Source organism: Phytohabitans flavus (assembly GCF_011764545.1).
Classification (GTDB): Bacteria; Actinomycetota; Actinomycetes; order Mycobacteriales; family Micromonosporaceae; genus Phytohabitans; species Phytohabitans flavus.
This window is the reverse complement of the sequence record NZ_AP022870.1, coordinates 7,926,089-7,947,901: the sequence shown is the minus strand read 5'-3', so window position 1 is coordinate 7,947,901 and position 21,813 is coordinate 7,926,089. Positions and strand designations below refer to the sequence as shown.

At 70.1% G+C, this 21,813-nt stretch carries 24 protein-coding genes and 1 pseudogene; 16 read left to right on the top strand and 9 right to left on the bottom strand.

Translation table 11 applies throughout. From position 1 onward, the window contains the following. A pseudogene (locus Pflav_RS35170) lies at positions 1-935 on the top strand (serine hydrolase). Here the strand turns inward: Pflav_RS35170 and Pflav_RS35165 are convergent. From Pflav_RS35165 to Pflav_RS35150, 4 genes are read right to left on the bottom strand one after another with little or no spacing between them, the layout of a single operon-like run. Further along, positions 925-1,764 carry a menaquinone biosynthetic enzyme MqnA/MqnD family protein gene (locus tag Pflav_RS35165; RefSeq protein ID WP_173041019.1) on the bottom strand — a complete coding sequence of 280 codons (840 nt, stop codon included), beginning with the start codon at positions 1,762-1,764 and terminating at the stop codon, positions 925-927. The pseudogene Pflav_RS35170 and the gene Pflav_RS35165 overlap by 11 nt on opposite strands. A 34-nt stretch (positions 1,765-1,798) precedes the next feature. Next, positions 1,799-3,097 carry an MFS transporter gene (locus tag Pflav_RS35160; protein ID WP_173041018.1) on the bottom strand — a complete coding sequence of 433 codons (1,299 nt, stop codon included), beginning with the start codon at positions 3,095-3,097 and terminating at the stop codon, positions 1,799-1,801. Between the two features lie 45 nt (positions 3,098-3,142). After that, positions 3,143-3,724 carry an ArsR/SmtB family transcription factor gene (locus Pflav_RS35155; protein ID WP_332107823.1) on the bottom strand — a complete coding sequence of 194 codons (582 nt, stop codon included), beginning with the start codon at positions 3,722-3,724 and terminating at the stop codon, positions 3,143-3,145. A 13-nt stretch (positions 3,725-3,737) separates the two neighbouring features. Then, positions 3,738-4,058 carry a transcriptional regulator gene (locus Pflav_RS35150; protein WP_173041017.1) on the bottom strand — a complete coding sequence of 107 codons (321 nt, stop codon included), beginning with the start codon at positions 4,056-4,058 and terminating at the stop codon, positions 3,738-3,740. 283 nt (positions 4,059-4,341) lie between these two features. Here Pflav_RS35150 and Pflav_RS35145 point away from each other — a divergent pair, with 283 nt between their 5' ends. From Pflav_RS35145 to Pflav_RS35130, 4 genes are all read left to right on the top strand, one after another. Further along, positions 4,342-6,345 (top strand): HelD family protein, encoded by a 2,004-nt coding sequence (locus Pflav_RS35145; protein WP_173041016.1) that lies wholly within the window; start codon positions 4,342-4,344, stop codon positions 6,343-6,345. 27 nt (positions 6,346-6,372) lie between these two features. After that, positions 6,373-6,924: a hypothetical protein gene (locus Pflav_RS35140; protein WP_173041015.1), complete on the top strand. Its 552-nt coding sequence runs from the start codon at positions 6,373-6,375 to the stop codon at positions 6,922-6,924. 32 nt (positions 6,925-6,956) lie between these two features. Beyond that, positions 6,957-8,114 (top strand): 4-hydroxybenzoate 3-monooxygenase, encoded by a 1,158-nt coding sequence (locus Pflav_RS35135; RefSeq protein ID WP_173041014.1) that lies wholly within the window; start codon positions 6,957-6,959, stop codon positions 8,112-8,114. A gap of 61 nt (positions 8,115-8,175) precedes the next feature. Continuing rightward, on the top strand, positions 8,176-8,439 hold the full coding sequence (locus tag Pflav_RS35130) for a hypothetical protein (protein ID WP_173041013.1): 264 nt from the start codon (positions 8,176-8,178) through the stop codon (positions 8,437-8,439). Between the two features lie 13 nt (positions 8,440-8,452). On the opposite strand, the gene Pflav_RS35125 is transcribed toward Pflav_RS35130, so the two are convergent. Further along, entirely contained in the window at positions 8,453-8,983 is a 531-nt protein-coding gene (locus Pflav_RS35125) for a DUF6082 family protein (RefSeq protein ID WP_173041012.1), read from the bottom strand. 379 nt (positions 8,984-9,362) lie between these two features. On the opposite strand from Pflav_RS35125, the gene Pflav_RS35120 reads away from it, so the two are divergent. From Pflav_RS35120 to Pflav_RS35110, 5 genes are read left to right on the top strand one after another with little or no spacing between them, the layout of a single operon-like run. Beyond that, the gene (locus Pflav_RS35120) at positions 9,363-10,808 is read left to right on the top strand and encodes an FAD-linked oxidase C-terminal domain-containing protein (RefSeq protein ID WP_173041011.1); all 1,446 of its coding nucleotides are present in this window, start codon (positions 9,363-9,365) and stop codon (positions 10,806-10,808) included. Beyond that, a complete protein-coding gene (locus tag Pflav_RS35115) occupies positions 10,805-11,836 on the top strand; it encodes an FAD-binding oxidoreductase (protein WP_173041010.1) in 1,032 nt (343 codons plus the stop codon). The genes Pflav_RS35120 and Pflav_RS35115 overlap by 4 nt, the downstream gene beginning before the upstream one ends. Positions 11,837-11,845: 9 nt before the next feature. Beyond that, positions 11,846-12,079, top strand: a complete 234-nt coding sequence (locus Pflav_RS44265) for a 4Fe-4S dicluster domain-containing protein (RefSeq protein WP_232072273.1) — start codon at positions 11,846-11,848, stop codon at positions 12,077-12,079. Further along, positions 12,076-12,243, top strand: a complete 168-nt coding sequence (locus Pflav_RS44260; protein WP_197938820.1) for a hypothetical protein — start codon at positions 12,076-12,078, stop codon at positions 12,241-12,243. Before Pflav_RS44265 ends, Pflav_RS44260 begins: the two co-directional genes overlap by 4 nt. Continuing rightward, on the top strand, positions 12,210-13,091 hold the full coding sequence (locus Pflav_RS35110; RefSeq protein WP_197938819.1) for a (Fe-S)-binding protein: 882 nt from the start codon (positions 12,210-12,212) through the stop codon (positions 13,089-13,091). The genes Pflav_RS44260 and Pflav_RS35110 overlap by 34 nt, the downstream gene beginning before the upstream one ends. On the opposite strand, the gene Pflav_RS35105 is transcribed toward Pflav_RS35110, so the two are convergent. Then, positions 13,039-13,911: a helix-turn-helix transcriptional regulator gene (locus Pflav_RS35105; protein WP_173041009.1), complete on the bottom strand. Its 873-nt coding sequence runs from the start codon at positions 13,909-13,911 to the stop codon at positions 13,039-13,041. The two genes, Pflav_RS35110 and Pflav_RS35105, sit on opposite strands and share 53 nt — an antisense overlap. Before the next feature lie 115 nt (positions 13,912-14,026). Between Pflav_RS35105 and Pflav_RS35100 the strand changes: the two genes are divergently transcribed. Then, the gene (locus Pflav_RS35100; RefSeq protein ID WP_232072271.1) at positions 14,027-14,740 is read left to right on the top strand and encodes an SDR family oxidoreductase; all 714 of its coding nucleotides are present in this window, start codon (positions 14,027-14,029) and stop codon (positions 14,738-14,740) included. 987 nt (positions 14,741-15,727) lie between these two features. Here the strand turns inward: Pflav_RS35100 and Pflav_RS35095 are convergent. From Pflav_RS35095 to Pflav_RS35085, 3 genes are read right to left on the bottom strand one after another with little or no spacing between them, the layout of a single operon-like run. Next, positions 15,728-16,009, bottom strand: coding sequence for a hypothetical protein (locus Pflav_RS35095; RefSeq protein WP_173041008.1), 282 nt, complete (start codon positions 16,007-16,009; stop codon positions 15,728-15,730). Further along, positions 16,006-16,533, bottom strand: coding sequence for a SigE family RNA polymerase sigma factor (locus Pflav_RS35090; protein WP_173041007.1), 528 nt, complete (start codon positions 16,531-16,533; stop codon positions 16,006-16,008). The genes Pflav_RS35095 and Pflav_RS35090 overlap by 4 nt, the downstream gene beginning before the upstream one ends. Further along, positions 16,530-18,002 carry a sodium:solute symporter family protein gene (locus tag Pflav_RS35085; RefSeq protein ID WP_197938818.1) on the bottom strand — a complete coding sequence of 491 codons (1,473 nt, stop codon included), beginning with the start codon at positions 18,000-18,002 and terminating at the stop codon, positions 16,530-16,532. Before Pflav_RS35085 ends, Pflav_RS35090 begins: the two co-directional genes overlap by 4 nt. A 56-nt stretch (positions 18,003-18,058) precedes the next feature. On the opposite strand from Pflav_RS35085, the gene Pflav_RS35080 reads away from it, so the two are divergent. The 5 genes from Pflav_RS35080 (at position 18,059) to Pflav_RS35060 (ending at position 21,782) form a co-directional block, all read left to right on the top strand. Continuing rightward, on the top strand, positions 18,059-18,250 hold the full coding sequence (locus Pflav_RS35080) for a DUF3311 domain-containing protein (protein ID WP_232072269.1): 192 nt from the start codon (positions 18,059-18,061) through the stop codon (positions 18,248-18,250). A gap of 15 nt (positions 18,251-18,265) precedes the next feature. Next, positions 18,266-20,461: a carbon starvation CstA family protein gene (locus Pflav_RS35075; RefSeq protein ID WP_269474566.1), complete on the top strand. Its 2,196-nt coding sequence runs from the start codon at positions 18,266-18,268 to the stop codon at positions 20,459-20,461. Then, on the top strand, positions 20,458-20,640 hold the full coding sequence (locus Pflav_RS35070; protein WP_173041004.1) for a YbdD/YjiX family protein: 183 nt from the start codon (positions 20,458-20,460) through the stop codon (positions 20,638-20,640). Before Pflav_RS35075 ends, Pflav_RS35070 begins: the two co-directional genes overlap by 4 nt. Before the next feature lie 217 nt (positions 20,641-20,857). Beyond that, positions 20,858-21,040, top strand: coding sequence for a hypothetical protein (locus Pflav_RS35065; protein ID WP_173041003.1), 183 nt, complete (start codon positions 20,858-20,860; stop codon positions 21,038-21,040). Beyond that, positions 21,033-21,782, top strand: coding sequence for a hypothetical protein (locus tag Pflav_RS35060; protein WP_173041002.1), 750 nt, complete (start codon positions 21,033-21,035; stop codon positions 21,780-21,782). The genes Pflav_RS35065 and Pflav_RS35060 overlap by 8 nt, the downstream gene beginning before the upstream one ends. The last annotated feature ends 31 nt before the right edge of the window (positions 21,783-21,813 follow it).

Below are 21,813 nucleotides of genomic sequence, written 5' to 3'. Positions count from 1 at the left end.
ATGACGGCAAGGCGGCAAGGCGGCCGGTGGATGTGGTGGCTGCTCGGTGCGATGGCGCTGATGGGCGTGGCGCTCGCCGGTGTCGGCCTGCGTACGCTGCCCGGCTCCCCGCTCGCCGCGGAGGCTGCCTCGCGATGGGAGAGCGCCACCCCGCCGGCCCCATCGGCATCCGGGTCAGGGCCCGCCTCGGCCGAGCCGACTCCATCGCTGTCGGCATCGCCCACGCCGTCGCCGACGCTCAAGCCGCTGGCCGTACACGCCGGCAAGGTCACGATCAAGGCCAGCGGCTGGTGGTCGTGGGCGATGATCGACCGTCGCACCGGCAAGATCTACGGCTCGTCCAACATGAGCGAGACCAATACGACCGCCTCACTGATCAAGTCGTGGATCGGGGCGGACTACCTGCGCCGGGCCGCGGAGAGCGGACAGACGCCAAGCGCGGCCCGCATGCAGCAGCTCACGATCATGATCCGGGACAGCGACAACGAGGCGGCGCAGTCGCTCTGGGAGGCGGTCGGTGGCTCCGCCTCGATCGGGCGGCTCATCAAGACGTGCAAGCTGACCGACAGCAGCGGGTACAAGAACATGTGGAGCAACACCCGGCTCTCCCCCGCGACACCGCCCGGCTGGGCGTCTGCATCGCGGACGGCCGCGCCGCCGGTCCGAAGTGGACGAAGTGGCTGCTCAGCGAGATGCGCGCGGTGCGCGGGGTCGGTGACTTCGGGATCCGGAAGGCGTTCCCGGCGAGCACCCAGAAGAGCATCGCGATCAAGAACGGCTGGGTGACCCGCGACGCGCTCGGTGAGTGGCACGTCAACTGCCTCGCGATCGGCGACGGCTGGACGATGGGCGTGATGACCCGGTACCCGGTCAGCCTCGGCTACGAGTACGGCGCCAAGATCTGCCGGGACGTGGCCAGCCAGCTCAAGAGCTGAAGAACGCCGGACCTTCGGCGGGCAGTGGCGGCACGTCGCCCCGCTCGGCCGCCCGCCGGGCGAACTCGCGCAGCCCGCCGACCTGGCGGTCGCCGAGCGAAAAGTCCAGCACCCGGAAGTACGAGGCCAGTGTGGCCGCGTCGAAGGGCTCCCAGCGCGCGGCGCTCGCCGCCACCTCGTCGAGCTCAGAGAGGCAGAGGTCGCGCGAGTGCAGGAACGACTCGTGTACCTCCTTGACCACGCCCGGGTGGTCGGCGGCGAAGTCGCGGCGCACCGCCCACACCGCGAAGACCATCGGCAGGCCGGTCCACTCCCGCCACGCCTGGCCGAGGTCGGTGACGGAAAGGCCGCGGCGGGGCGCCTCGTACAGCGCGCGCAGCGCCACGTCGCCGATCAGCACGCCGGCGTCCGCCTCCAGCAGCATCTGGGTGAGGTCGGGCGGGCAGCTGAAGTACTCAGGCTCGGCGCCGTACCGGTCGGCGAGCAGCATCTGGGCGAGCAGCACGCCCGTGCGCGAGGTCGAGCCGAGCGCCACCTTGGCACCGTCGAGGTCGGGCAGCGGGCGGGTGGAGACCACGTTGACCGAGAGCACCGGCCCGTCGCTGCCGACCGCGAGGTCGGGCAGGAGCAGCAGGTCGTCGGCGTTGCGCAGGTACTCGACCAGCGAGATCGGCCCGATGTCCAGATCACCTGCGACGAGCGCGGCGCTGAGCCGGTCGGGCGAGTCCTTATGCAGGTCGACGTCGATGAGAGCACCGGACCGCATGAGGCCCCAGTAGATCGGCAGGCAGTTGAGGAACTGGATGTGGCCGACTCGTGGGCGCCTCATGATCCCCACCGTATCGGCCGGTAGGCGTCAGGAATCAGGCGGATGTCGCAGAAGTGGTCCACGCCGCATCGTCCCGGCGCGGCGCCTGCTCCCCGTTCTGCCCCCGTTGCCCGTTTCGTTCCCTCCGTACCGCACGCGCGACCGGCACCGCCACCAGAGCGACGACGACAAGGCCGGCGAGCCCGCACGCGGCGACCAGCGGGCGCGGCGCGAAGCTCCCCAGCAGCAGCCCGCCGGCCAGGTACCCGAGCATGCCGGCACCCTGGACCGCCGCCCCCAGCACCGCGAACGCCCGCCCGCGCGCCTCCGCCGGCACCCGGCGAGCCATCACCATCGCGAGGAAGACACTGAGGCCGCCGTTGAGCACGCCGCCGGCCAGCCAGAGCGGAACGAGCCACCCGACAGCGGGCACGGCCGCGCCGGCCAGCACCGCCAGGCAGCACAGCCCGAGCATCAGCACCAGCCCGTTGACCAGCGCCCCGTCGTCGGCGGCCCGCTTGGCGGATCGGGCCAGCAGCCAGGCGCCGCCCAGCATGCCGGCCGTCCACGCAGCCTGGACCAGCCCGAACGCGGTCGTCGAGGCGCCCAGCGTCTCCCGGACGAAGAAGATCTCCACGACGTTCACCGCGCCAACCCCGGCCACCGTCGCGGCGACGGCCGCGATCACCGCCACCACCATCGGATCCCGGCGCAGCCGCCACGCGTCGCGAGCACCGCCGGCTGCTGCCGGCTTCGCGCCAGTTCCAGCGTTTCTTCTGGTACGCACGAGAAGTCCCGCCGCGATGAGGGCGAGATAGCTCGCACCGTCGACGAGCAGCGGGATCCTCGTGCCGAACTCCCCGACGAGCAGGCCGGCGAGCGCGGGCCCGACCAGCGCGCCGACCGACCCGGCGGTCTGGTTGACGGCCGTGGCCCGGGGCAGGTCGTCCCGCCGCACCATCTCCGGCAGCAGCGCGGCGATCGTCGGCTGGGTCACCGCGAGCCCGCAGGCCAGCAGCGCCACCAGCGCGATGATCAGTGCGGTGCCATCGGCGTACGCCAGCGCGACACAGATCGCCGCCTGGCCGGCACCCGCCCCGACCAGCAGGGTGCGGCTGTCCACACGGTCGGCGAGTCGCCCGGCGAGCGGCGCCAGAACGACGAGCGGCAGGACCGCCGCCAGCATCAGCCCGGAGACGGCCAGCCCGCCCGCGCCCGCCGAGTGGAGAGCGAGCGCGAGGGCCGTCGCGGCGAGGAAGTCACCGCAGGTCGAGATCCCACGTGCGCCGGCCGCGAGGTAGACGTCCCGCCAACCCCCAGCTGAACGCGACGGGTCCGCAGATGCGAAAGACATACTTCGAAAGTAATGCTTCACATCTGCTCGGGCAAGCCTTTGGGTTCAGTCGAGCGGCACCGCCTTGTACGTGACGACCACGGTCCGCGCCCCCTCCGGTGGAGCGGCGATGCGGTGCCGCCGCTTGTACGGCTCGATCAGCCGCAACACCTCGTCGTTGAACGACTTCAGCTCGTCGGCGCTAAGCAGCAGCACCGACTCGCTCATCAGCGCGGCCGACGACCACTCCGCCGGCTCGTCCCCCGCCCGGGCACGCCAGTCGCGGATCCGCTCGACCTCCCGTGCGAGGTACGCGTCGACCAGCGCCCCCTCGGCCGCCTGCGTCTCCGGGTCGTCTGACGCCCCGGAGTCCACCTGCCAGGAGTGGACCGTGCTGCGCCAGACCCGCTCCCGTGCGTCCCCACGGCTCGGCGCCTCCTCGACAAGCCCGTACCGCGCCAGCGCACGCAGGTGGTAGCTGGTCGCGCTGGGCGACAGGCCAGCCACCTCCGCCGCCTCGGTAGCGGTCAACCCCCCACCACCGGTCCCCAGCTCTTCCATGATCGCCAGCCGCGCCGGGTGCGCGAGGGCCCGCATCACCTGCGGGTCCGTGATCGTTATCCGCTGCTGCTCCTGCTGCTCCGCCACTTCGTGCAGCGCCCTACGCGACCTTGAGCTGCTCGTCACCGAAGTCCGCGATCAGCTTCAGCGTGCCGCCGAGGGCAGCGATGTAGCGGCCGAGGACGTCCTGCGTGGAGACGGCACCCGCTTCTATCTGGGAGACACGCGCGACCGACACACCCATGCGGGAGGCCACCTGGTCCTGGGTCATGCCACGCCGCTTGCGCAGCTCGGCGAGGCGCCAGCCGCGAGCCTCGTCGAGCATCTCGCCGACAGAGGCATCAAACGTCTCCTGGCCACCCGCCGTCTCCACCGCGCGCGCCAGGTGGTCGGTGTCGCGCCACCGCTTAACGCCGCTCATCGCCAATCTCCCCCTGCCGTTCCTTCAGCTTCCACCTGATCGGTCATCAGGATCTCCCACTCCGTGCGGTCACCTCCCCATGTTAAGGATATTATTAAGTCACGAGCGCGAGCGCCACCGTGTCGCCTGTCTAATTGGGTGGAATGGCTGGTGGGAGGCGGGTAGCGTCGAACCTTCGCTTGACGGCCGTGGTGAGAATGCACCGCATCGGGCGTCCCTACGCGCCGGGGTCAAACGAGCGCCCCTGGATACGCGAGCGGTCTCAAAATCCGACTGCTGAAGGATGACCGTGCCCGCACAGGATCTGGACACCGAGCTCACTGCCGAACAACAACATTTGGCCGCCTCCCGGGTGGCGCTCCGGCGGATGCGGGAGCGGGCCGAGTCCCTATTCGCGACCGGCGACCAGGTTGCCGGCGACTCGTACGCGGCCGAGACGCTTGGGCGGGAGCTCTCCCGCCGGGTGGCCGAGCTGGCCGACAACCCCGACACGCCGCTCTTCTTCGGGCGGCTGCACTTCACCGAGAGCGACCACCACATCGGACGGCGGCACGTCGTGGACGCGACCGGCGAGCCGATGGTGCTCGACTGGCGGGCGCCGATCTCGCGGGCCTTCTACCGGGCCAGCGTCCGCGACCCGCAGGACGTGCACGTGCGGCGCCGCTTCGGGTACAGCGGTGGTGTCCTGACCAGCTTCGAGGACGAGCATCTCGACCGGGGCGAGGAGCTCGGCACCGCCAGCCGCATCCTGACCGCGGAGATCGAGCGGCCACGTGTGGGGCCGATGCGGGACATCGTCGCCACCATCCAGCCGGAGCAGGACGAACTCGTTCGCGCGGACCTGGCCGACTCGATCTGCGTGCAGGGGGCGCCGGGCACGGGCAAGACCGCGGTCGGGCTGCACCGGGCCGCCTACCTGCTGTACCTGCACCGCGAGCGGCTGCGCCGCAACGGCGTGCTCATCGTGGGACCCAACCGGGCGTTCCTGTCGTACATCTCCGCTGTCCTGCCCGCGCTCGGCGAGGTCGAGGTGGCGCAGACCACGCTGGAGAACCTGATCACGCGCGTGCCGGTACGCGCGAGCGATCTGCCCGAGGTGGCCGCGCTCAAGCACGACGAGCGGATGGCCGGCGTACTGCACCGCGCGCTGTGGGGCAACATCCGCAAGCCCGATGCGCCGATCGTGGTCTCCGACGGCTCGTACCGCTGGCGCATCGCCGAGGAGCCACTGCGCCGTGTCGTCGACGAGGCGCGCCGGGAAGGGCTGCCGTACGAGACGGGCCGCGAGCGGGTGCGCGCCCGTGTCGTCGGTCTCCTCCAGCGGCAGAGCGAGGCCCGCCGCGGCGACTCGCCGGGCGACGCGTGGCTGCGGCGGATGGCGCGGGTCAAGCCGGTGACGGAGTTTCTGGACGCGGTGTGGCCGGCCGCTACGCCAGAAGGACTTGTGTACGGCCTCCTCGCCGACCCCGAGAGGCTCGCCCGCGCGGCCGGCGACGCGCTCACGCCAGACGAGCAGGCGGCTCTACTGTGGACGAAGCCGGCGCGTACCCCCAAGGCGGCGCGGTGGAGCGCGGCCGACGCGGTACTGCTGGACGAGGCGGCCGGGCTGATCGAGCGCCCCACCGGCTTCGGCCACGTGGTGCTCGACGAGGCGCAGGACCTTTCCGCCATGCAGTGCCGCGCGATCGCCCGCCGCAGCGAGCACGGCTCGATCACCCTCCTCGGCGACCTCGCGCAGGGCACCGCACCGTGGGCCGCCACGGACTGGCGTGAGTCGCTGCGTCACCTCGGCAAGCCGGACGCGCCGGTGGTACCGCTGACGATCGGCTTCCGGGTACCCGAGGCGGTCGTCGCCCTCGCCAACCGGCTGCTGCCCGCGCTCGCGGTGGACGTACCAGAGGCGCGGTCTTTGCGGCATGACGGCGAGCTCACCGTTCGCGCGGCGGATGACCTGGATGCCGCGACGGTGGGTGAGGTGCGGGCGGCGCTCGCGCACGAGGGGTCGGTGGCGGTGATCGCGGCCGACGCGGCGGCCGACCGGCTGCGCGCGGCGCTGGTCGCGGCTGGTGTGGCGGCCGCGGGCCTCGACGACCAGGCGGCGCGGGTCACGGTGGTGCCGGCGAGCCTGGTCAAGGGTCTGGAGTACGACCACGTGGTGGTCGCCGAGCCGGCGGAGATCGTGGCGGCTGAGCCGCGCGGACTCCACCGCCTGTACGTGGTGCTCACCCGGGCCGTATCCCGCCTCTCGGTGGTCCACACACAGCCGCTGCCGGCCGCCCTTGTGTAAGGCGCGTTGCAGTGTAATTGTGTAATCATGCGCGATAGGACGTGGGCGGGATCCCGCCAGGAGCCGCCGCCGGCAGATGACGCGGCGGCGTGGGTCACGGGTGCGGTGCCGGAGGGGTGGTTCGCCGAGCCACCCGAGATCGTCATCGACCGGGACGAGATTGTGATCGTCGGGCGGCTGCCCGAGCCCCAGCTCGCCGAGGGCGCGAGCGACGCGGACAAGGCCGCCGCCGAGGCCGGCCGCATCAACCAGCATCGCGAGGACACCCGCGACCGGCGGATCAAGATCGCACAGCAGCTGGAGCGCCGCTACCAGCGCAAGGTGGCCTGGGGCGCCGAGTGCGGCGGCACCAGCACCCTCTTTACCAACTTCTCCGCGCCGGTCATGACCCGGCTCCGCCAGCCCGAGCGCCAGGTGCTCGACACGCTAGTCGAGGCGGGCGTGGCCCGCTCCCGCTCGGACGCGCTCGCCTGGTGCGTCCGGCTCGTCGGCGAGCACACCAACACCTGGCTCGACGAGCTGCGCGACGCGATGGGCGCGGTCGCCGAGCTTCGCAAGCGGGGGCCGGAGGTCTCCTAGCGCGAAGGCCATCGACGGGGCAGCATGCTGGCATGCGTACCCAGGTTGCGATCGTCGGCGCCGGACCCGCCGGCCTGATGCTGGCCCACCTGCTGTGGCTAGGCGGCATCGACTCGGTGGTGCTGGAGCTACGCGGTCGCGAGCACGTCGAGCGGCGGGTGCGCGCCGGCGTGCTCGAGCACCCCACCGTCGAGCTGCTGCGAGAGGCCGGCGTCGCCGACCGCCTCGACCGGGAGGGCATGCCACACCACGGCATATCGCTGCGTTTCGACGGGGCCGACCACCGCGTCGCGCTCACCGAGCTGACCGGCAAGACCATCACGGTGTACGGGCAACAGGAGGTCGTCAAGGACCTCATCGCGGCCCGGGTCGCGGCCGGCGAGCCGCTGCACTTCGAGGTGTCCGGCGTGACGGTCGACCCCGCCACGCCGCTCATCACCTTCACGGATGCCGAGGGCGCCGAGCAGCGCCTGGAGTGCGACTTCATCGCCGGCTGCGACGGCTCGCACGGCGTCTGCGCGCCACGCGTGGACGCGACCGTCCACAAGCACGAGTACCCGTTCGCGTGGCTGGGCGTCCTGGCCATGGCGCCGCCGTCACACAGCGAGCTGATCTATGCGTACCACGAGCGGGGGTTCGCGCTGCACAGCATGCGTACGCCCGAGATCACCCGCCTGTACCTCCAGGTCGCGCCGGACCAACGCGTCGAGGACTGGTCCGACGCCCGCATCTGGGACGAGCTGGGCCACCGGCTGTCCGCGGACGGCTTCACGCTGGCGACCGGCCCGATCCTGGAGAAGGGCATCACGACAATGCGCAGCGTGGTCACCGAGCCGATGCGCCAAGACAAGCTTTTCCTGGCCGGCGACGCCGCGCACATCGTGCCGCCCACGGGCGCCAAGGGCATGAACCTGGCGATCGCGGACGTGTGGGTGCTGGCGGAGGCGCTTGGTGCGTACTTTCGCGAGGGCCGGAGGGACCTGCTGGACGCGTACAGCGACACGTGCCTGCGCCGCGTGTGGCGGGCCGAGCACTTCTCCTGGTGGATGACGAGCATGCTGCATCAGGCCCCGGACGCCGACGCATTCGCGCGGAAGCTACAGCTGGCCCAGCTGCGGTACGTGACCACGTCGGAGCCCGCCGCCACCAGCCTCGCCGAAAACTACGTGGGCCTACCCCTCCAACTGTGAGAGGAAACTACTGTCCACCCTGGAGGATCCCGTACACCCGGCCTGGGTAATCTCTCGGCTTGTGTCTCTTGACCATGGCGCGCCCTTCGGCGAGATCGAACGGCGTTTGGGGTCGACCCCACGTGAGCGTGGCAGCGTCGACAACGGCACGTGTCCTGACATCTTCCAGCTGAGCGACGGACGGTTCGCCATCATCGGCACGGACGCCACTGCCGAGCTCGAGGGGCACCTGCCCGCCGACGCGGGCAGGGCGAGCTACGAACGCATCGTCGTCATCAGCCGGGATACGCTGCTGCACGCGAAGGGCGACATCCCTGATCGCTAGCTAGACGGATTCGTCACGGTCGCACATCCGCATCCAAGCGCTCCCAGCGCTTGGACTCTGCTTCGTGTTCATGCCCGAGATCAGCTGACCGCGCGGCGGCAAGAAGATCCTCGTACTCTCCGCAGATGCGATTCGCAGCCTCGGCGAAGGCGTACTCTGCCGTACCCGGGACCAGCGAGGTGCGTGCCCTTGCGGCGGCGCGCCAGTACTCCCGCATCAGGGAGCTGGTGAAGATGTAGCGCAGGTGGTTCTGCATCTGCTCCTCGGTGTAGTCGCTTATGCGCAAGCCCAGCCAGATATGCTGATAGATCAGATTGGCGTACAGGTACTGGCGCTCCTTCTCGTGCGGCACACCAGGTTCGAGTGGCGGCCACACCGCAGCCAGTGAAGGATCATCGATGCTCATTCGAATGAGATCGACATGCAGCATTCTCAGACTTGCCTCGGCGCTGACGAAGACCACCAGAGTCGACGCCGCTATCCACTTGGTGGTTCGCACCGCCACTTCGGCACGGATCGCCGGGTCGTCAGCGCGCGTACTCATGGTCGTTCCGCGACGAGCATGCGCCTTGCATCAGAGAACAGGAACGATCGGCCTTGTCCTGCAATTGCATCCCGGAATGCAATTCCCGCCCACCGATCCGCCTGACCAAGGTTTCCGCTTCCATTTCGGCGCGGATATCTTCGCACCGGATGCCACCAATCCCACCCATGGATCCATAGTGTGCTAGCGTGCCCCGCGGTGGCCAGTATGCAGCGGTGACTGATTGATGAAAGCCGCCATCACGACATTTCGAGTGGCAATGTTCATCAATGCCAAAAGAGATGCACCCATTCGCCACATGGCGATTCGGCCCTTCGCTGATCTTGGCATAGCCAGGCGCGCTGCCTGACTGCTAGCGTCGGGGCGGGAGGAGGAGGCGATGTCTCTCACCGACCTGCGCGACGAGCTCACCGCCCGCCTCGGGCGGGATGGACTCGTCACCGACCCGGCGCACCTGCGGACGTACGAGTGTGACGCCCTCACCGGCTACCGGGTGGTGCCGGCCCTCGTTGCCCTGCCGCGCGATGCCGCCGAGGTCGCGGCCGCCGTCGCCGCCTGTGCGAAGCACCGCGTGCCCTTCGTCGCCAGGGGCGCGGGCACCGGGCTCTCCGGTGGAGCGTTGCCCGTCGCCGACGGGGTCGTGATCTCGCTACAGCGGCTCCGCCGCGTCGTGGAGGTCGACCCGGTCGATCGGCGGGCGACCGTGGAGCCGGGGGTCACCAACCTCGACATCAGCCGCGCCGCCGCGAAGTACGGGCTCTACTACTCGCCCGACCCGTCCAGCCAGCAGGTTTGCACGATCGGTGGCAACGTGGCGGAAAACTCGGGCGGCGCGCACTGCCTCAAGTACGGCTTCACCGTCAACCACATCCTCGCGGTCGACGTGGTCCTCCCGGACGGCACCGCCACGCGGCTCGGCGGGGACGCGCCGCACCAGGCGGGATTCGACCTGCTCGGCGCGTTCGTGGGTACCGAGGGCACGCTCGGCATCGTGACAAGTGTTGTCGTGCGGCTGCTGCACACGCCGGCGACCGTGCGCACGCTGGTGGCCAACTTCGACTCGACGAAGGAGGCCGGCGACGCCGTGACCGCGGTGATCGCCGCCGGGATCGTGCCGGCGGCGATCGAGATGATGGACAACCTCGCGATCCAGGCGGTCAACGCGGCCGTCGACGCGGGCTTCGACCCGGACACCGCGGCCGCGCTCATCGTGGAGCTGGACGGGCCGGCCGACGAGGTGGAGGCGCGCTTCGCCGACCTCACCCGGCTCTGCGCCAAGGCCACCGGGGTGACGATCGCGCGGGACGCCGAGCACCGCGCGAAGATCTGGCAGGGGCGGAAGGCGGCGTTCGCGGCGGTGGGGCGGCTCAGCCCCAACTACTTCGTGCAGGACGGGGTCGTGCCGCGTACCCGGCTGGGCGAGGCGCTCACCCGGATCGCCGAGATGGGCGACGAGGCGGGCATCCAGGTGGCCAACGTCTTCCACGCCGGCGACGGCAACCTGCACCCCCTCGTGCTTTACAGCGAGGAGCGTGGCGAGCACGAGCGGGCCGAGGCGCTCTCCACAGCGATCGCGGAGCTCTGCGTCGAGCTGGGTGGTTCGCTCTCCGGCGAGCACGGCATCGGTACCGACAAGGCGTGCTCCATGCCGCGGATGTTCTCGGCGGACGACCTGGACACGATGCGGCGGCTGCGCGCGGCGTTCGACCCGGAAGGGCTGTGCAACCCGGGCAAGGTCTTCCCGACCCCGCGGCTGTGCGGCGAGCGGCCAGGGCCGTACCGGCCGCACCCGCTGGAGGCGGCCGGCGTCATCGAGCGGCTATGAGGCCGGTCTCGCTCGCCGAGCTGCGTGACGCGGTACGCGACACGGACGGCACGCTGCTGGTCATGGGTGCGGGTACGGCCGAGGGCTGGGCCGGTGCGCCCGACCCGACCGACCATGTGCTGGAGACGACCGGGCTCACCGGCGTGATCGCGTACAACCCGGCGGACATGACTGTCGCGGTGCGGGCCGGCACGCCCCTGACCACCCTTCAGCAGGAGCTGGCGGACGCCGGCCAGCGGATCTGTCTGGACCCCGCCCGCACAGAGGCCACCATCGGTGGGCTTGTCGCCACCGCTGACTCGGGGCCGCTGCGACACGCGTACGGCGGGCCGCGCGACCTGCTCATCGGCGTCACCGTCGTGCTCGCCGACGGCACGGTCGCCCGCTCCGGCGGCCACGTGATCAAAAACGTCGCCGGCTACGACCTCGGCAAGCTGCTCTGCGGCTCGTTCGGCACGCTCGGGGTGATCGCCGAGGTCGTGCTCCGGGCACACCCGCTGCCGCCCGCCTCCCGTACCGTCTCGATCCTCTGCGACGCGGCGGAGGCGGTAACCCACACGGGCCTGGTGCTGGAGGCGCGGCTGGAGCCGGCCGCGCTGGAGTGGTGCGACGGCGAGCTGCTCGCCTTGTACGAGGGTGTCGAGTCCAGTGTGGAGCGTCGGGCGACCGCGACGCCCGGCGGTACCACACTGTCCGTCGCGGACGCCGAGGCGGCCTGGCGGCGGGTGACCGCGGTGAGCGACCGCGACCTGGTGGTGCGCTGCGGCACGCGTCCCAGCCAACTGGCCGTCGTCGCCAAGCACGCGACGAGCATGACGAGCAGCGCGGCGGTGGGCGTACACACGCTGGGGGTGACCGACGTTGACGGGCTGCGCGCGGAGTTCCCCCAGGTGACGGTGCTGCGCAGTCCTCCGGGCATACAGGCGTGGGGTGAGCCACACGCGGCGGTGCCGCTGATGCGGGCGGTCAAGCAGCGGTTCGACCCGGATGGGCGGCTGGGCCCGGGGCGCTACAGGCCGTGGTTCTAGGAGGTAGGCGTGGCTTTCGACCTGGACCGGGCGCTGCTCGACGAGTGTGTCCACTGTGGCTTCTGCCTGCCCACCTGCCCCACGTACGTGATCAGTGGCGACGAGGCCGAGTCGCCGCGCGGCCGCATCTACCTCATGGACCTCGCCACTCGCGGCGATGCGCCGGTCGCCGGGGCGGTCACCCAGCACCTCGACTCCTGCCTCGGCTGCCTGGCCTGCGTGCCGGCCTGCCCTCGGGCGTGAAGTACAACGCGCTGATCGAGTCGGCCCGCCCGCAGCTCGACCGCGAGGTGCCCCGCGACAGGTTCTTCCGCTCGGCGGTGTTCGCGCTCTTCCCGTACCCCGGAGGCTGCGCGCGGCCGCACTGGCCGGGGTGCTCTACCAGCGGCTGGGCCTCCGCTGGCTGACCCGCCGCTCAGGGCTGCTCGGCCGCCTGCCGGCCCGGGCACGCGCGCTCGAAGGGCTGCTGCCACCGGTGCGCGTTCGGGACCTCGTCAGCCGTACCCAAGAAAAGACGCCGACAAGGCCGCGCCGCACCGTGGCGCTGCTCACCGGCTGCGCCCAGCGGGTCTTCTTCAAGCCGGTGAACGACGCGACCGCGCGCGTCCTCGCGGCCGAGGGCTGCCGCGTCGCGGTGCCGAAGGGTCAGGGGTGCTGCGGCGCGCTGAGCCTGCACACCGGGCGGGACGAGGAGGCGCGGGCCTTCGCGCGGCGCACGATCGACGCGTTCGAGGGGTACGACACGGTCGTGGTCAACGTGGCGGGCTGCGGTTCGGTGCTCAAGGAGTACGGCGAGCTGCTGCACGACGACCCCGGGTACGCCGAGCGGGCGGCCGCCTTGGCCGCGCGGGTGCGGGACGTGAGCGAGGTGCTCGCCGAGCTGGAGCCGGTGGCCGAGCGGCACCCGCTGCCGCTGCGCGTGGTGTACCACGACGCCTGCCACCTCGCGAACGCCCAGGGGATCACCCGCGAGCCCCGCGACGCACTGCGCACGATCCCCGGCGTGGAGCTTGTGGACGTACCGGAGGAGAAGATCTGCTGCGGCTCAGCCGGCGTCTACAACCTGCTCCAAGCCGGCACGGCCGAGCAGCTCGGACGGCGCAAGGCGGAAAACCTGATGTCCGCGCGCCCCGACGTGATCGCGACCGGCAACGCCGGGTGCCTGCTACAGATCCGCCGGTACGCCGGGGACGGCCCGCTGATCATGCACCCGGTGGAGCTGCTCGACCGCTCAATTCGTGGCTTGGCAGAGTGACCTCGGCAGTCGCACTGCTCAGCAGCTTGAGCGCACGCTCGGAGGGGCTGGCCGGCTCGGGGTGGTAGACGATCAGGAACTGTCCCGGGTGTCCGTTGACCGCGAACGTCTCGAACGCCAGCGTCAGCTCCCCGACCATCGGGTGCACGAAGCGCTTGGTGCCGGCGGTCTTGGCGCCCACGTCGTGGCGCGCCCACAGCCGGCGGAAGTCTTCGCTCTTCAGTGACAGCTCGCCGACAAGCTCGGTCAGCCGCGGGTCGTCGAGGTCGGTGCCAGCCGTCGTACGGAGCGTGGCCACCGTCTCGGCCGCCACCTTGTCCCAGTCGGCGTAGATCTGCCGCGTCTCTGGGTCGAGGAAGATCACCCGGAGCTGGTTTTGCCCCTTGACCGAGCAGCGGTTGAGCGCGGCGGCGAGCCGGTTGTTGCCGAGCACGTCCAGGTAGCGCCCCACGACCAGGGCCGGCGTGTCGGTCCAGACATCCAGCAGGCGCTCCAGCCGAGGGCTGATCCGCTCCGGCTGGCTGGGCCGGCGCCGGCGGCGGGTCGCCGGACTGGCCAGCGCGCGCAGGTGCGCCACGCCCTCGTCGTCCAGCGTGAAGACCCGGGCGAGCGCCTCGATCACCTGCTCGGATGGGTGCTTGTCGCGGCCCTGCTCCAGCCGGATGTAGTAGTCGGCGCTCATGCCGGCGAGCAGCGCCACCTCTTCGCGGCGCAGACCGGGCACCCGCCGGCGGCCCGGGTCCGGCAGGCCGAAGTCTTCCGGTCGGGTCAGCTCGCGCCGCGCCCGCAGAAACTCGCCGAGCTGGTTGCTGCTGTCCACGCATCGAGCCTAGGCCGGCCGGCGGCGGCCTGCCTGGTCCCCGCACTACCAGGCTCGACATCCCCAGGAAAAGCCCATCCTGGATGCTTTCCGGCGGCACCGCGAAGGTGGACGCATGACTGACAACAACACACTCTCCGGCCGCGTCGCGGTCGTCACCGGCGCCACCAGCGGCATCGGCGCCGCCACCGCCCGCCGCCTCGCCTCGGCCGGCGCGTCGGTCGCCCTCCTCGGGCGGCGCGAGGACCGTCTCAAGGGACTGGCCGACGAGATCGGGACGGCCGCAGTGCCGGTCGCGGTCGACATCACGGACCAGGACGCCGTGTACGCGGCCGCGGCCACGATCCGCTCCGCGCTGGGCCCGGTCGACCTGGTCGTGGCGAACGCGGGCGTCATGCTCGCCGCGCCCTTCGAGTCGGCGCAGACCATCGAGTGGGACCAGATGATCGGTACCAACCTCAACGGCCTGCTCTACACGGCCCGCGCGTTCGTCGACGACCTGCTCGCGACCGCCGCAGACGGCAAGGCGGCAGACCTCGTGCTTGTCGGCTCGGTCGGCGGCCACCAGGTCTTCCCGAACTACGCCGTCTACACAGCCACCAAGGCCGCAGTCGCGCACCTCACCCGGGGCTGCGGGCAGACTTCGGCCCGCGCGGCGTACGGGTCAAGAACATCCAGCCGGGCTTCGTCGGCACCGAGCTCGGCTCCGGGATGCTCGACAGCACCCAGCGCGAGGTGCTCGCCGGGATGCTTCAGGCCGTGCCGCCGCTGCCCCCGGAGGACATCGCGGACGCGATCGCCTACGCCACCGCCGCCCCCGCGCGCGTGAACGTGGCCGAGCTGATCGTCGTCCCCACGGTCCAGGGCTGACCGCCCTCAGGGCATGTCTCCTTGGGGCCCGTCGCACGTCGACGACCAGGGAGACATGCCCGGAGGAGCGATCCCAAGAAAGAGATTTTGAGCTACCGCGATGTCCGTGGTGGTCCGGACCGCTGCTCCCGCAGCCTCACCCTCCGCGATTCACAACCCCGCCGCCGACCTACGGCCTGGCGGCACGGGCAGACCCGGAAAGGCCTTTGGGTTGCGTTTCCCGTCGCGCTGACAGCAACACGCGCCCAGGGTCCGTCTTCCCTTAATCAGCGCTACAGCCGGATGCACCTGACAGATCGTGCTATTTCGCTTGAGTACCACGATCATTGTCGCGGGGGCCAGTCGAGGGCCGAAGGCCCCAGACCCCGCGTTAACGGCGGCAAACCTTCGCGCAAAGACGCCGATCATGGCGTATGGCGCGGATTTCCTTGATCGACGCGAGTAGCGTCCTGCCATGCTGCGATCGTGGCGAATAATTACCCCTCCAGGGGCAATGAATCGCCACGGACGGCCAGAGCACGCGGCGATCAAGGCCACGCCCACCGTTTTCGACCGTGCCGGCCACGATCGTGCGTGCTGGCCTCACCGCCGGCCGTGCCGGTCCAAGGTTTGGATTGTGGACCGCGAAGGGTGGGGCCGCGGTTCCACAACCCAACCCCTCGATCAACGATTTGAAGCCTGCGACATGCGGACAAACCAGCCAAGCGCCATGCCAAAGGTGCCGCTGTGGCCAAGCCCGCGAGATCTAGTCGACTTACTGTCGTCCTGACGGCAGAAAGTCGACTAGATCCAGAGTTTCCGTCGGGAGTGCGCAGACTCGGCGCCGCAAACCATTCGGGAAAAGTTATGGCCGCTATGGCAGCAACAGATTTCCCCAAACCCGACCGGCCCTCAATGAGCCGACCCAACCGTCCTGGATGGATCTGTAGGTCTGGTCTATTTCGGATTACGGCGGGATGACGCCTGTCGCTGGGTCGGTCTGGTGGATGCGGGAGCGGTCGTCGAAGATGATCGGGTCGTGGTCGCGGGTCTGGTTGAGTGCCCACAGGCCGATCAGGTCGGCCAGCGCGAAGACGATCGCGATCAGCACCGCCAGCACGAGCCGGCGCCGGCGCTCCCGCCGCCGCCATTCCGCGCGCGCCTTCTTGTACGCGGGTGGCGCCGCCTCGATACCTGCGGCGAGCGCGTCCAGCGTCTCCCGCAGCCGCTCCTCTGTGCTCCTGGTCATCGGCGTTCCTCCAGCACCCGCGTGAGGGCGGCCATCCCGCGCGAGGTGTGTGACTTCACCGCGCCGGCGGAGATGCCCATCGCCTCGGCGATTTCCGCCTCGCGCAGGCCCAGCCAGTGTCGCAGGACGAGTGCTTCCCGCTGCCGGGCGGGCAGTTCCTTGAGCGCCGCCACCAGCGCCCGCTGGTCGTCGTGGAGCAGCGCCTCCGCCTCGGCCGAGATGCCTGGCGGCTGGGCCGTCTCTGGGGTGGAGTGCTTGCGGACCACCTGTAGGTGTCGCAGCCGCATCCGGGTGAGGTTGCAGACCACGGACCGCAGGTACGGTACCGCCGCGTCCGCGCCGCGCAGCTTCTTCCAGCGCCGGTAGAGCTGGTAGAACGCCTCAGCCACGATGTCCTCCGCGTCGTCCGCGCCGAGCAGGACGGCGAGGCGGAGCATTCCCGCGTACTGCGTCTGGAAGAGCGTGGCCAGCGCTTCGTCGGGTTCGGCGGCGGCCTGCTGGGCGCGGATCAACGGGGATGTCATGTGGCCCGCACCGCCTCCCGCGACCTGGAGAAGAACGGCGTGAGGACGACCGCGACGACAAGGTTGAGCGCGAAGGCGACCACGGCCGCGTACATCGGCACCCGCGCGCCGCCGAACCCCACCCAGACCACCGACGAAAAGCCACCCCAGACCACGAGCAGCGTGCCGGCGACCATGCCCACGGCCCAGCCGGCGAGCAGCGCCCACTTGTGCAGCCAGGTCGTGAAGAGGCCGATCGCCACCGCCGGGAACGTCTGCAGGATCCACACCCCGCCGAGCAGCTGTAGATTGATCGCGGCCTGGTTACGCAGCCCGAGTACGAAGGCCACCGCGCCCACCTTCGCGGTCAGCGAGACAGCCTGGGCGATGCGGGTCTGGTGCTTGGGTGTGGCGGTCGGGTGGAAGTACTCGACGTAGATGTTCCGGACGAATGCTGTGGCCGCCGCGATCGACATCACCGCCGCCGGTACCAGCGCGCCCACCACGAACGCGCCGAAGAGCACGCCGGTCAGCGCCGCCGGCATCAGCTGATCCACCAGCAGGGGTACCGCCGACTCGGCGTTGCCCGGTGGTGCCTCCACTCCGGCGGCGAGCGCGGCGATCCCGAGCACGCCGAAGAGGCCGAGCACCGCCGTCCACGCCGGCAGGGCAACGGTCACCTTGCGCAGGGTGTCCGGGCCCGAGGCGGCGAACGCGGCGGTCAGCACGTGCGGGTACATCAGCAGGGCCATCGCCGAGCCGAGCGCGAGCGTGGCGAAGGCCGGGAAGAGCTCGGGCTCCAGCGCGAGCGCGGTGTGCTGGGTCGCGGCCGTCTCGAACATCCGGCCCGGGCCGCCCAGCTCGTCGAGCACCACCGCGACCACCGCCAGCGTGGCCCCGAAGATCGCCGCGCCCTTGACGATCGAGATGACCGCGGGCGCGCGCAGCCCGTGCCGGTACGTGGCCAGCGCCAGCACGCCGAACACCGCGATCATCGCGAGGTCGCCAGCGAGCCCGCGGGGGTACAGGCCGCCGGCGGTGAGCACCGCCCGGATGCCGAGGAGCTGGAGCGCGATGTACGGCATCGTGGCGAGGATCCCGGTCAGCGCGACCGCGAGCGCGAGCGGCGGCGAGTCGTACCGCCCCTTCACGTAGTCGGCCACCGTGATGTAGCCGTTGTCGCGGGCGGCCTTCCACAGGCGCGGGAGCAGCACGAAGGCGAGCGGATAGACGATCACCGTGTACGGGAGCGCGAAGAAGCCGAGCGCGCCGGCGCCGTACACGAGACCGGGTACGGCCGCGAACGTGTACGCCGTGTAGATCGTGCCGCCGAGCAGCAGCCAGGTCGTGGGCGCGCCGAACCGCCGGCCGGCAAGCGCCCAGCCCTCCAGCGTGGGCAGGGAGTCGTCCCGGTGGAACCAGCGCGCACCCACCGCCACCAGCGAAGTCCCGCCGACGACGGCGAGGAACGCGGCCACGGTGGCGAGCACGACATCTCCCTGAAACATCGGGTAAACCGAATGCCTTGGTTGCGCAACTCTGCCATGTGACGTCGAACACCGCACGGGTACTCGCGGTCGGCTGCCTGGCCGCCCCGTTCGTCGCCTTGCTATGGGTGCCGTTCTACGCCAGTGGACCCACGCTCGCCGGCGTGCCGTTTTTCTACTGGTACCAGATGGCTTGGGTGCCTGTGAGTGTTTTGCTCATGTTCGTTGCCTACCTGCTGCTGCGTCGCTAGCTCTTGGAGGCCCCCGTGACGACCACAACCCCGGCGAGCCCGCCCACACCCCCACCCACGACCACGGCCCCCGCCGGGCGTGGCCGGCTGAACCCCCGGTCGATCGCCATCTGGACGGCTGTCGCGGTCGCCGGCGCGATCGCGTGGGGGGTGCTCGCGCTCTCCCGCGGCGAGGAGATCAACGCCATCTGGCTCGTGGTGGCGGCGCTCGCCTCGTACGCGATCGCGTACCGCTTCTACGCCCGCTTCATCGCCCGCAAGGTGCTCAAGGTCGACGACACTCGCGCCACCCCGGCGGAGCGCCTGGACAACGGCATCGACTACCAGCCGACCGACCGCCGCATCCTGGTCGGGCACCACTTTGCCGCGATCGCCGGCGCGGGCCCGCTTGTCGGCCCGGTGCTCGCCGCGCAGATGGGCTACCTGCCGGGCACCATGTGGATCATCTTCGGCGTCATCTTCGCCGGCGCCGTACAGGACATGGTGATCCTGTTCTTCTCGATGCGGCGCAACGGCAAGAGCCTCGGCCAGATGGCCCGCGACGAGATCGGCACCGTTGGCGGCATCGCCGCGCTGATCGCGGTCTTCTCCATCATGATCATCCTGCTGGCCGTGCTCGCGCTTGTCGTGGTCAACGCGCTGGCCAGGTCGCCGTGGGGCACGTTCTCCATCGCGATGACCATCCCGATCGCCCTTCTCATGGGCTTCTACCTGCGCGTACTCCGCCCGGGCCGGGTCATCGAGACCACCGCGATCGGCGTCGGCCTGCTGCTGCTCGCGATCGTCGCGGGCGGCTGGGTACAGGAGTCGAGCCTCGCCGACACGTTCACGCTCAGCCCGGAGGCGCTCACGATCTGCCTCATCGTGTACGGCTTCTTCGCCTCGGTGCTCCCGGTCTGGATGCTGCTCGCGCCGCGCGACTACCTGTCCACGTTCATGAAGGTCGGCGTGATCGGCCTGCTCGCGGTCGGCGTGATCATCGCCGCGCCGGCGCTACAGACCGAGGCGATCACGGACTTCGCCAGGGAGGGCAACGGCCCGGTCTTCTCCGGAGCACTGTTCCCGTTCGTCTTCATCACGATCGCGTGCGGCGCACTCTCCGGGTTCCATTCGCTGATCTCCTCCGGTACCACGCCGAAGATGATCCAGAAGGAATCGCAGGTGCGGCTCGTCGGGTACGGCGCGATGCTGATGGAGTCGTTCGTCGCCGTGATGGCGCTGATCGCCGCCTGCATCCTCGAGCCCGGCCTCTACTACGCGATGAACGCGCCGGCCGGCGTGCTCGGCTCCACAGTGGAGAGCGCCTCCGCGGCGGTGGCCAACCTGGGCTTCACGATCTCACCGCAAGATCTCAGCGCCGCGGCCGCCGAGGTCGAGGAGCAGACGCTCGTCGCCCGTACCGGTGGCGCACCCACACTGGCCATCGGCATGTCGGAGATCTTCTCCAGCGTGATCGGCGGGGCGAGCCTGAAGGCGTTCTGGTACCACTTCGCCATCATGTTCGAGGCCCTGTTCATCCTGACCACGGTGGACGCCGGCACGCGGGTCGGCCGGTTCATGCTCCAGGACACGCTCGGCAACATCTGGAAGCCGATCGGCCGGGTCAGCTGGAAGCCGGGTCTCTGGGCCACCAGCGCCGTCGTGGTCCTCGCGTGGGGCTACTTCCTCTACACCGGCGTGACAAACCCGCTCGGCGGTATCAATCAGCTCTTCCCACTCTTCGGCATCGCCAACCAGCTGCTGGCAGCCGTCGCCCTGGCGGTGGCGACCACGATCCTGGTCAAGAGCGGGCGGCTGAAGTGGGCGTGGGTCACCGGCGTACCGCTGGTCTGGGACGCCACCGTGACGCTGACCGCAAGCTGGCAGAAGGTCTTCTCGGACAACCCGGCGATCGGCTTCTTCGCCCAGCGGGAGCGCTTCGCCGATGCGCTGGACCGCGGCGAGGTACTCGCACCCGCCAAGAACCTCGACGACATGCGCGCGGTGGTCACCAACTCCACGGTGGACGGTGTGCTGGCCGCGTTCTTCGCGATCCTGGTCATCATCGTCATCGCCAACGCGGCCTGGGTCTGCTACAAGGCGATCCGCGCCCGCGAGCCGCTGCCCACGACCGAGGCGCCGTACGTGAAGTCGCAGATCGTCGCCCCCGCCGGCCTCTTCCCGACGGCAGAGGAGAAGCGCGAGCTGGCCGCGGCGGGTGACCGGACATGAGACGCGCGCTGGCGGCGGTCCGCTGGTACTTCCGGGAGCTGAGCGGCGAGGCCGAGTACGACCACTACGTCGACCGCCACCGCCGCCTCCACCCGGACCAACCATTGATGACCCGCCGCCAGTTCGAACACTGCCGCACCGACCGCCGCGACGAACACCCGACGGCAAGCTGCTGCTAGCGATTGACCGCCCTGGCCCACCTCGATGGGCCGGGGCGTTCTGTCCCTGACTTGACAGCTCCGTACCCGTCCGGGCGGTGTGGTCCGGGTCGCCTGACGAAACACTGAGGCAGCTATACCACGTCTCCGTGGCTTAGTCGGTGCTTAAAGCGACAGCACCAAAGGGGGTACCTCTAGCATTGGCGTTACAGCGTCACCGCCAGCGAGAGGATCTAACATGTCCACCGCGATCGTTAAAACGTCTGAGGAGCTGCGGGAGTGGCGTGACCGGCTGCTCAACCAGGTCGGCATGTCGAAGGAGCGGCTGTACGATCTCGGTCGGGAGTTTGAGCTCCTGCCCGAGCAGCGCGGTGTTTACGAGCTCATCCGGAGCATCGACTACCTGCTCGGCGATGACTAGCCCCGAGGTCACCGCTCACCCGCCCCTCACCGATACGGCTGCCGCGTTTGCCGCGGAAATCAACCTACGGCTGCACCGGATCATCAAGACAAGCAAGGATTTGACGCCGCTTGTGCGCGAAAATCCCAGTGATTCGCGCATCACCGTCGGAGTCCTCGATGGAGACAGCTTCGGCACGCTGCCGCTGAGTGTCGATGGCAGGCATCTGCTGGATCTGCTCCCCAAGTTCAACTGCTGCTTCGACTCCAGCGGTAGGTTCCTGGCCGTCGAAGAATCGTGGATGCACGTTTTGCCGAAGGGTGACAGGGTTCCCCTGTTCCGCTATGAGTACCTACGCGACGCCACCAACTCGGTGCCGGTCGCCCACTTACAGGTGCACGCCCATCGAGACGAATTCGCGTACGCATTGATCGCGGCGGAAAAGGGCAAGGCGCGGCAGCGATGGCGGAAGGGGAAGCCGCCCCGCTTACAAGAGTTCCATTTTCCGCTCGGCGGCCACCGTTTCCGACCCTGCCTCGAAGACGTATTACACGCGTTGGTGGTCGAGTTCTGCGTCGACCCGGTCGACGGCTGGGAGAGTGCGGTGAAGGAGGGCCGTGAGCAGTGGCGGCGCCTCCAGCTGAGAGCGGCAGTCCGGGATGCCCCAGAGGAGGCGGCGGAGGTGCTGCGGCTGCTCGACTACGACGTCGCACCCGGGACCGTGGTCCCGAAGGACAACGTCGCGCGTCTTCGTGCGTACTAAGGCCCCGCAAGCCCGCCGCCGCCTCCCAAAG

What these genes read in the sequence shown, in the direction of transcription:
- Pflav_RS35100 (WP_232072271.1), top strand. Translation starts at nt 14,027, where the DNA reads ATGACTGACAACAACACACTCTCCGGCCGCGTCGCGGTCGTCACCGGC.
- Pflav_RS35120 (WP_173041011.1), top strand. Translation starts at nt 9,363, where the DNA reads ATGTCTCTCACCGACCTGCGCGACGAGCTCACCGCCCGCCTCGGGCGG.
- Pflav_RS35095 (WP_173041008.1), bottom strand. Translation starts at nt 16,009, where the DNA reads ATGACCAGGAGCACAGAGGAGCGGCTGCGGGAGACGCTGGACGCGCTC.
- Pflav_RS35060 (WP_173041002.1), top strand. Translation starts at nt 21,033, where the DNA reads ATGACTAGCCCCGAGGTCACCGCTCACCCGCCCCTCACCGATACGGCT.
- Pflav_RS35125 (WP_173041012.1), bottom strand. Translation starts at nt 8,983, where the DNA reads ATGAGTACGCGCGCTGACGACCCGGCGATCCGTGCCGAAGTGGCGGTG.
- Pflav_RS35145 (WP_173041016.1), top strand. Translation starts at nt 4,342, where the DNA reads ATGACCGTGCCCGCACAGGATCTGGACACCGAGCTCACTGCCGAACAA.
- Pflav_RS35090 (WP_173041007.1), bottom strand. Translation starts at nt 16,533, where the DNA reads ATGACATCCCCGTTGATCCGCGCCCAGCAGGCCGCCGCCGAACCCGAC.
- Pflav_RS35065 (WP_173041003.1), top strand. Translation starts at nt 20,858, where the DNA reads ATGTCCACCGCGATCGTTAAAACGTCTGAGGAGCTGCGGGAGTGGCGT.
- Pflav_RS35150 (WP_173041017.1), bottom strand. Translation starts at nt 4,058, where the DNA reads ATGAGCGGCGTTAAGCGGTGGCGCGACACCGACCACCTGGCGCGCGCG.
- Pflav_RS35115 (WP_173041010.1), top strand. Translation starts at nt 10,805, where the DNA reads ATGAGGCCGGTCTCGCTCGCCGAGCTGCGTGACGCGGTACGCGACACG.
- Pflav_RS35135 (WP_173041014.1), top strand. Translation starts at nt 6,957, where the DNA reads ATGCGTACCCAGGTTGCGATCGTCGGCGCCGGACCCGCCGGCCTGATG.
- Pflav_RS35165 (WP_173041019.1), bottom strand. Translation starts at nt 1,764, where the DNA reads ATGAGGCGCCCACGAGTCGGCCACATCCAGTTCCTCAACTGCCTGCCG.
- Pflav_RS35070 (WP_173041004.1), top strand. Translation starts at nt 20,458, where the DNA reads ATGAGACGCGCGCTGGCGGCGGTCCGCTGGTACTTCCGGGAGCTGAGC.
- Pflav_RS35160 (WP_173041018.1), bottom strand. Translation starts at nt 3,097, where the DNA reads ATGTCTTTCGCATCTGCGGACCCGTCGCGTTCAGCTGGGGGTTGGCGG.
- Pflav_RS35140 (WP_173041015.1), top strand. Translation starts at nt 6,373, where the DNA reads ATGCGCGATAGGACGTGGGCGGGATCCCGCCAGGAGCCGCCGCCGGCA.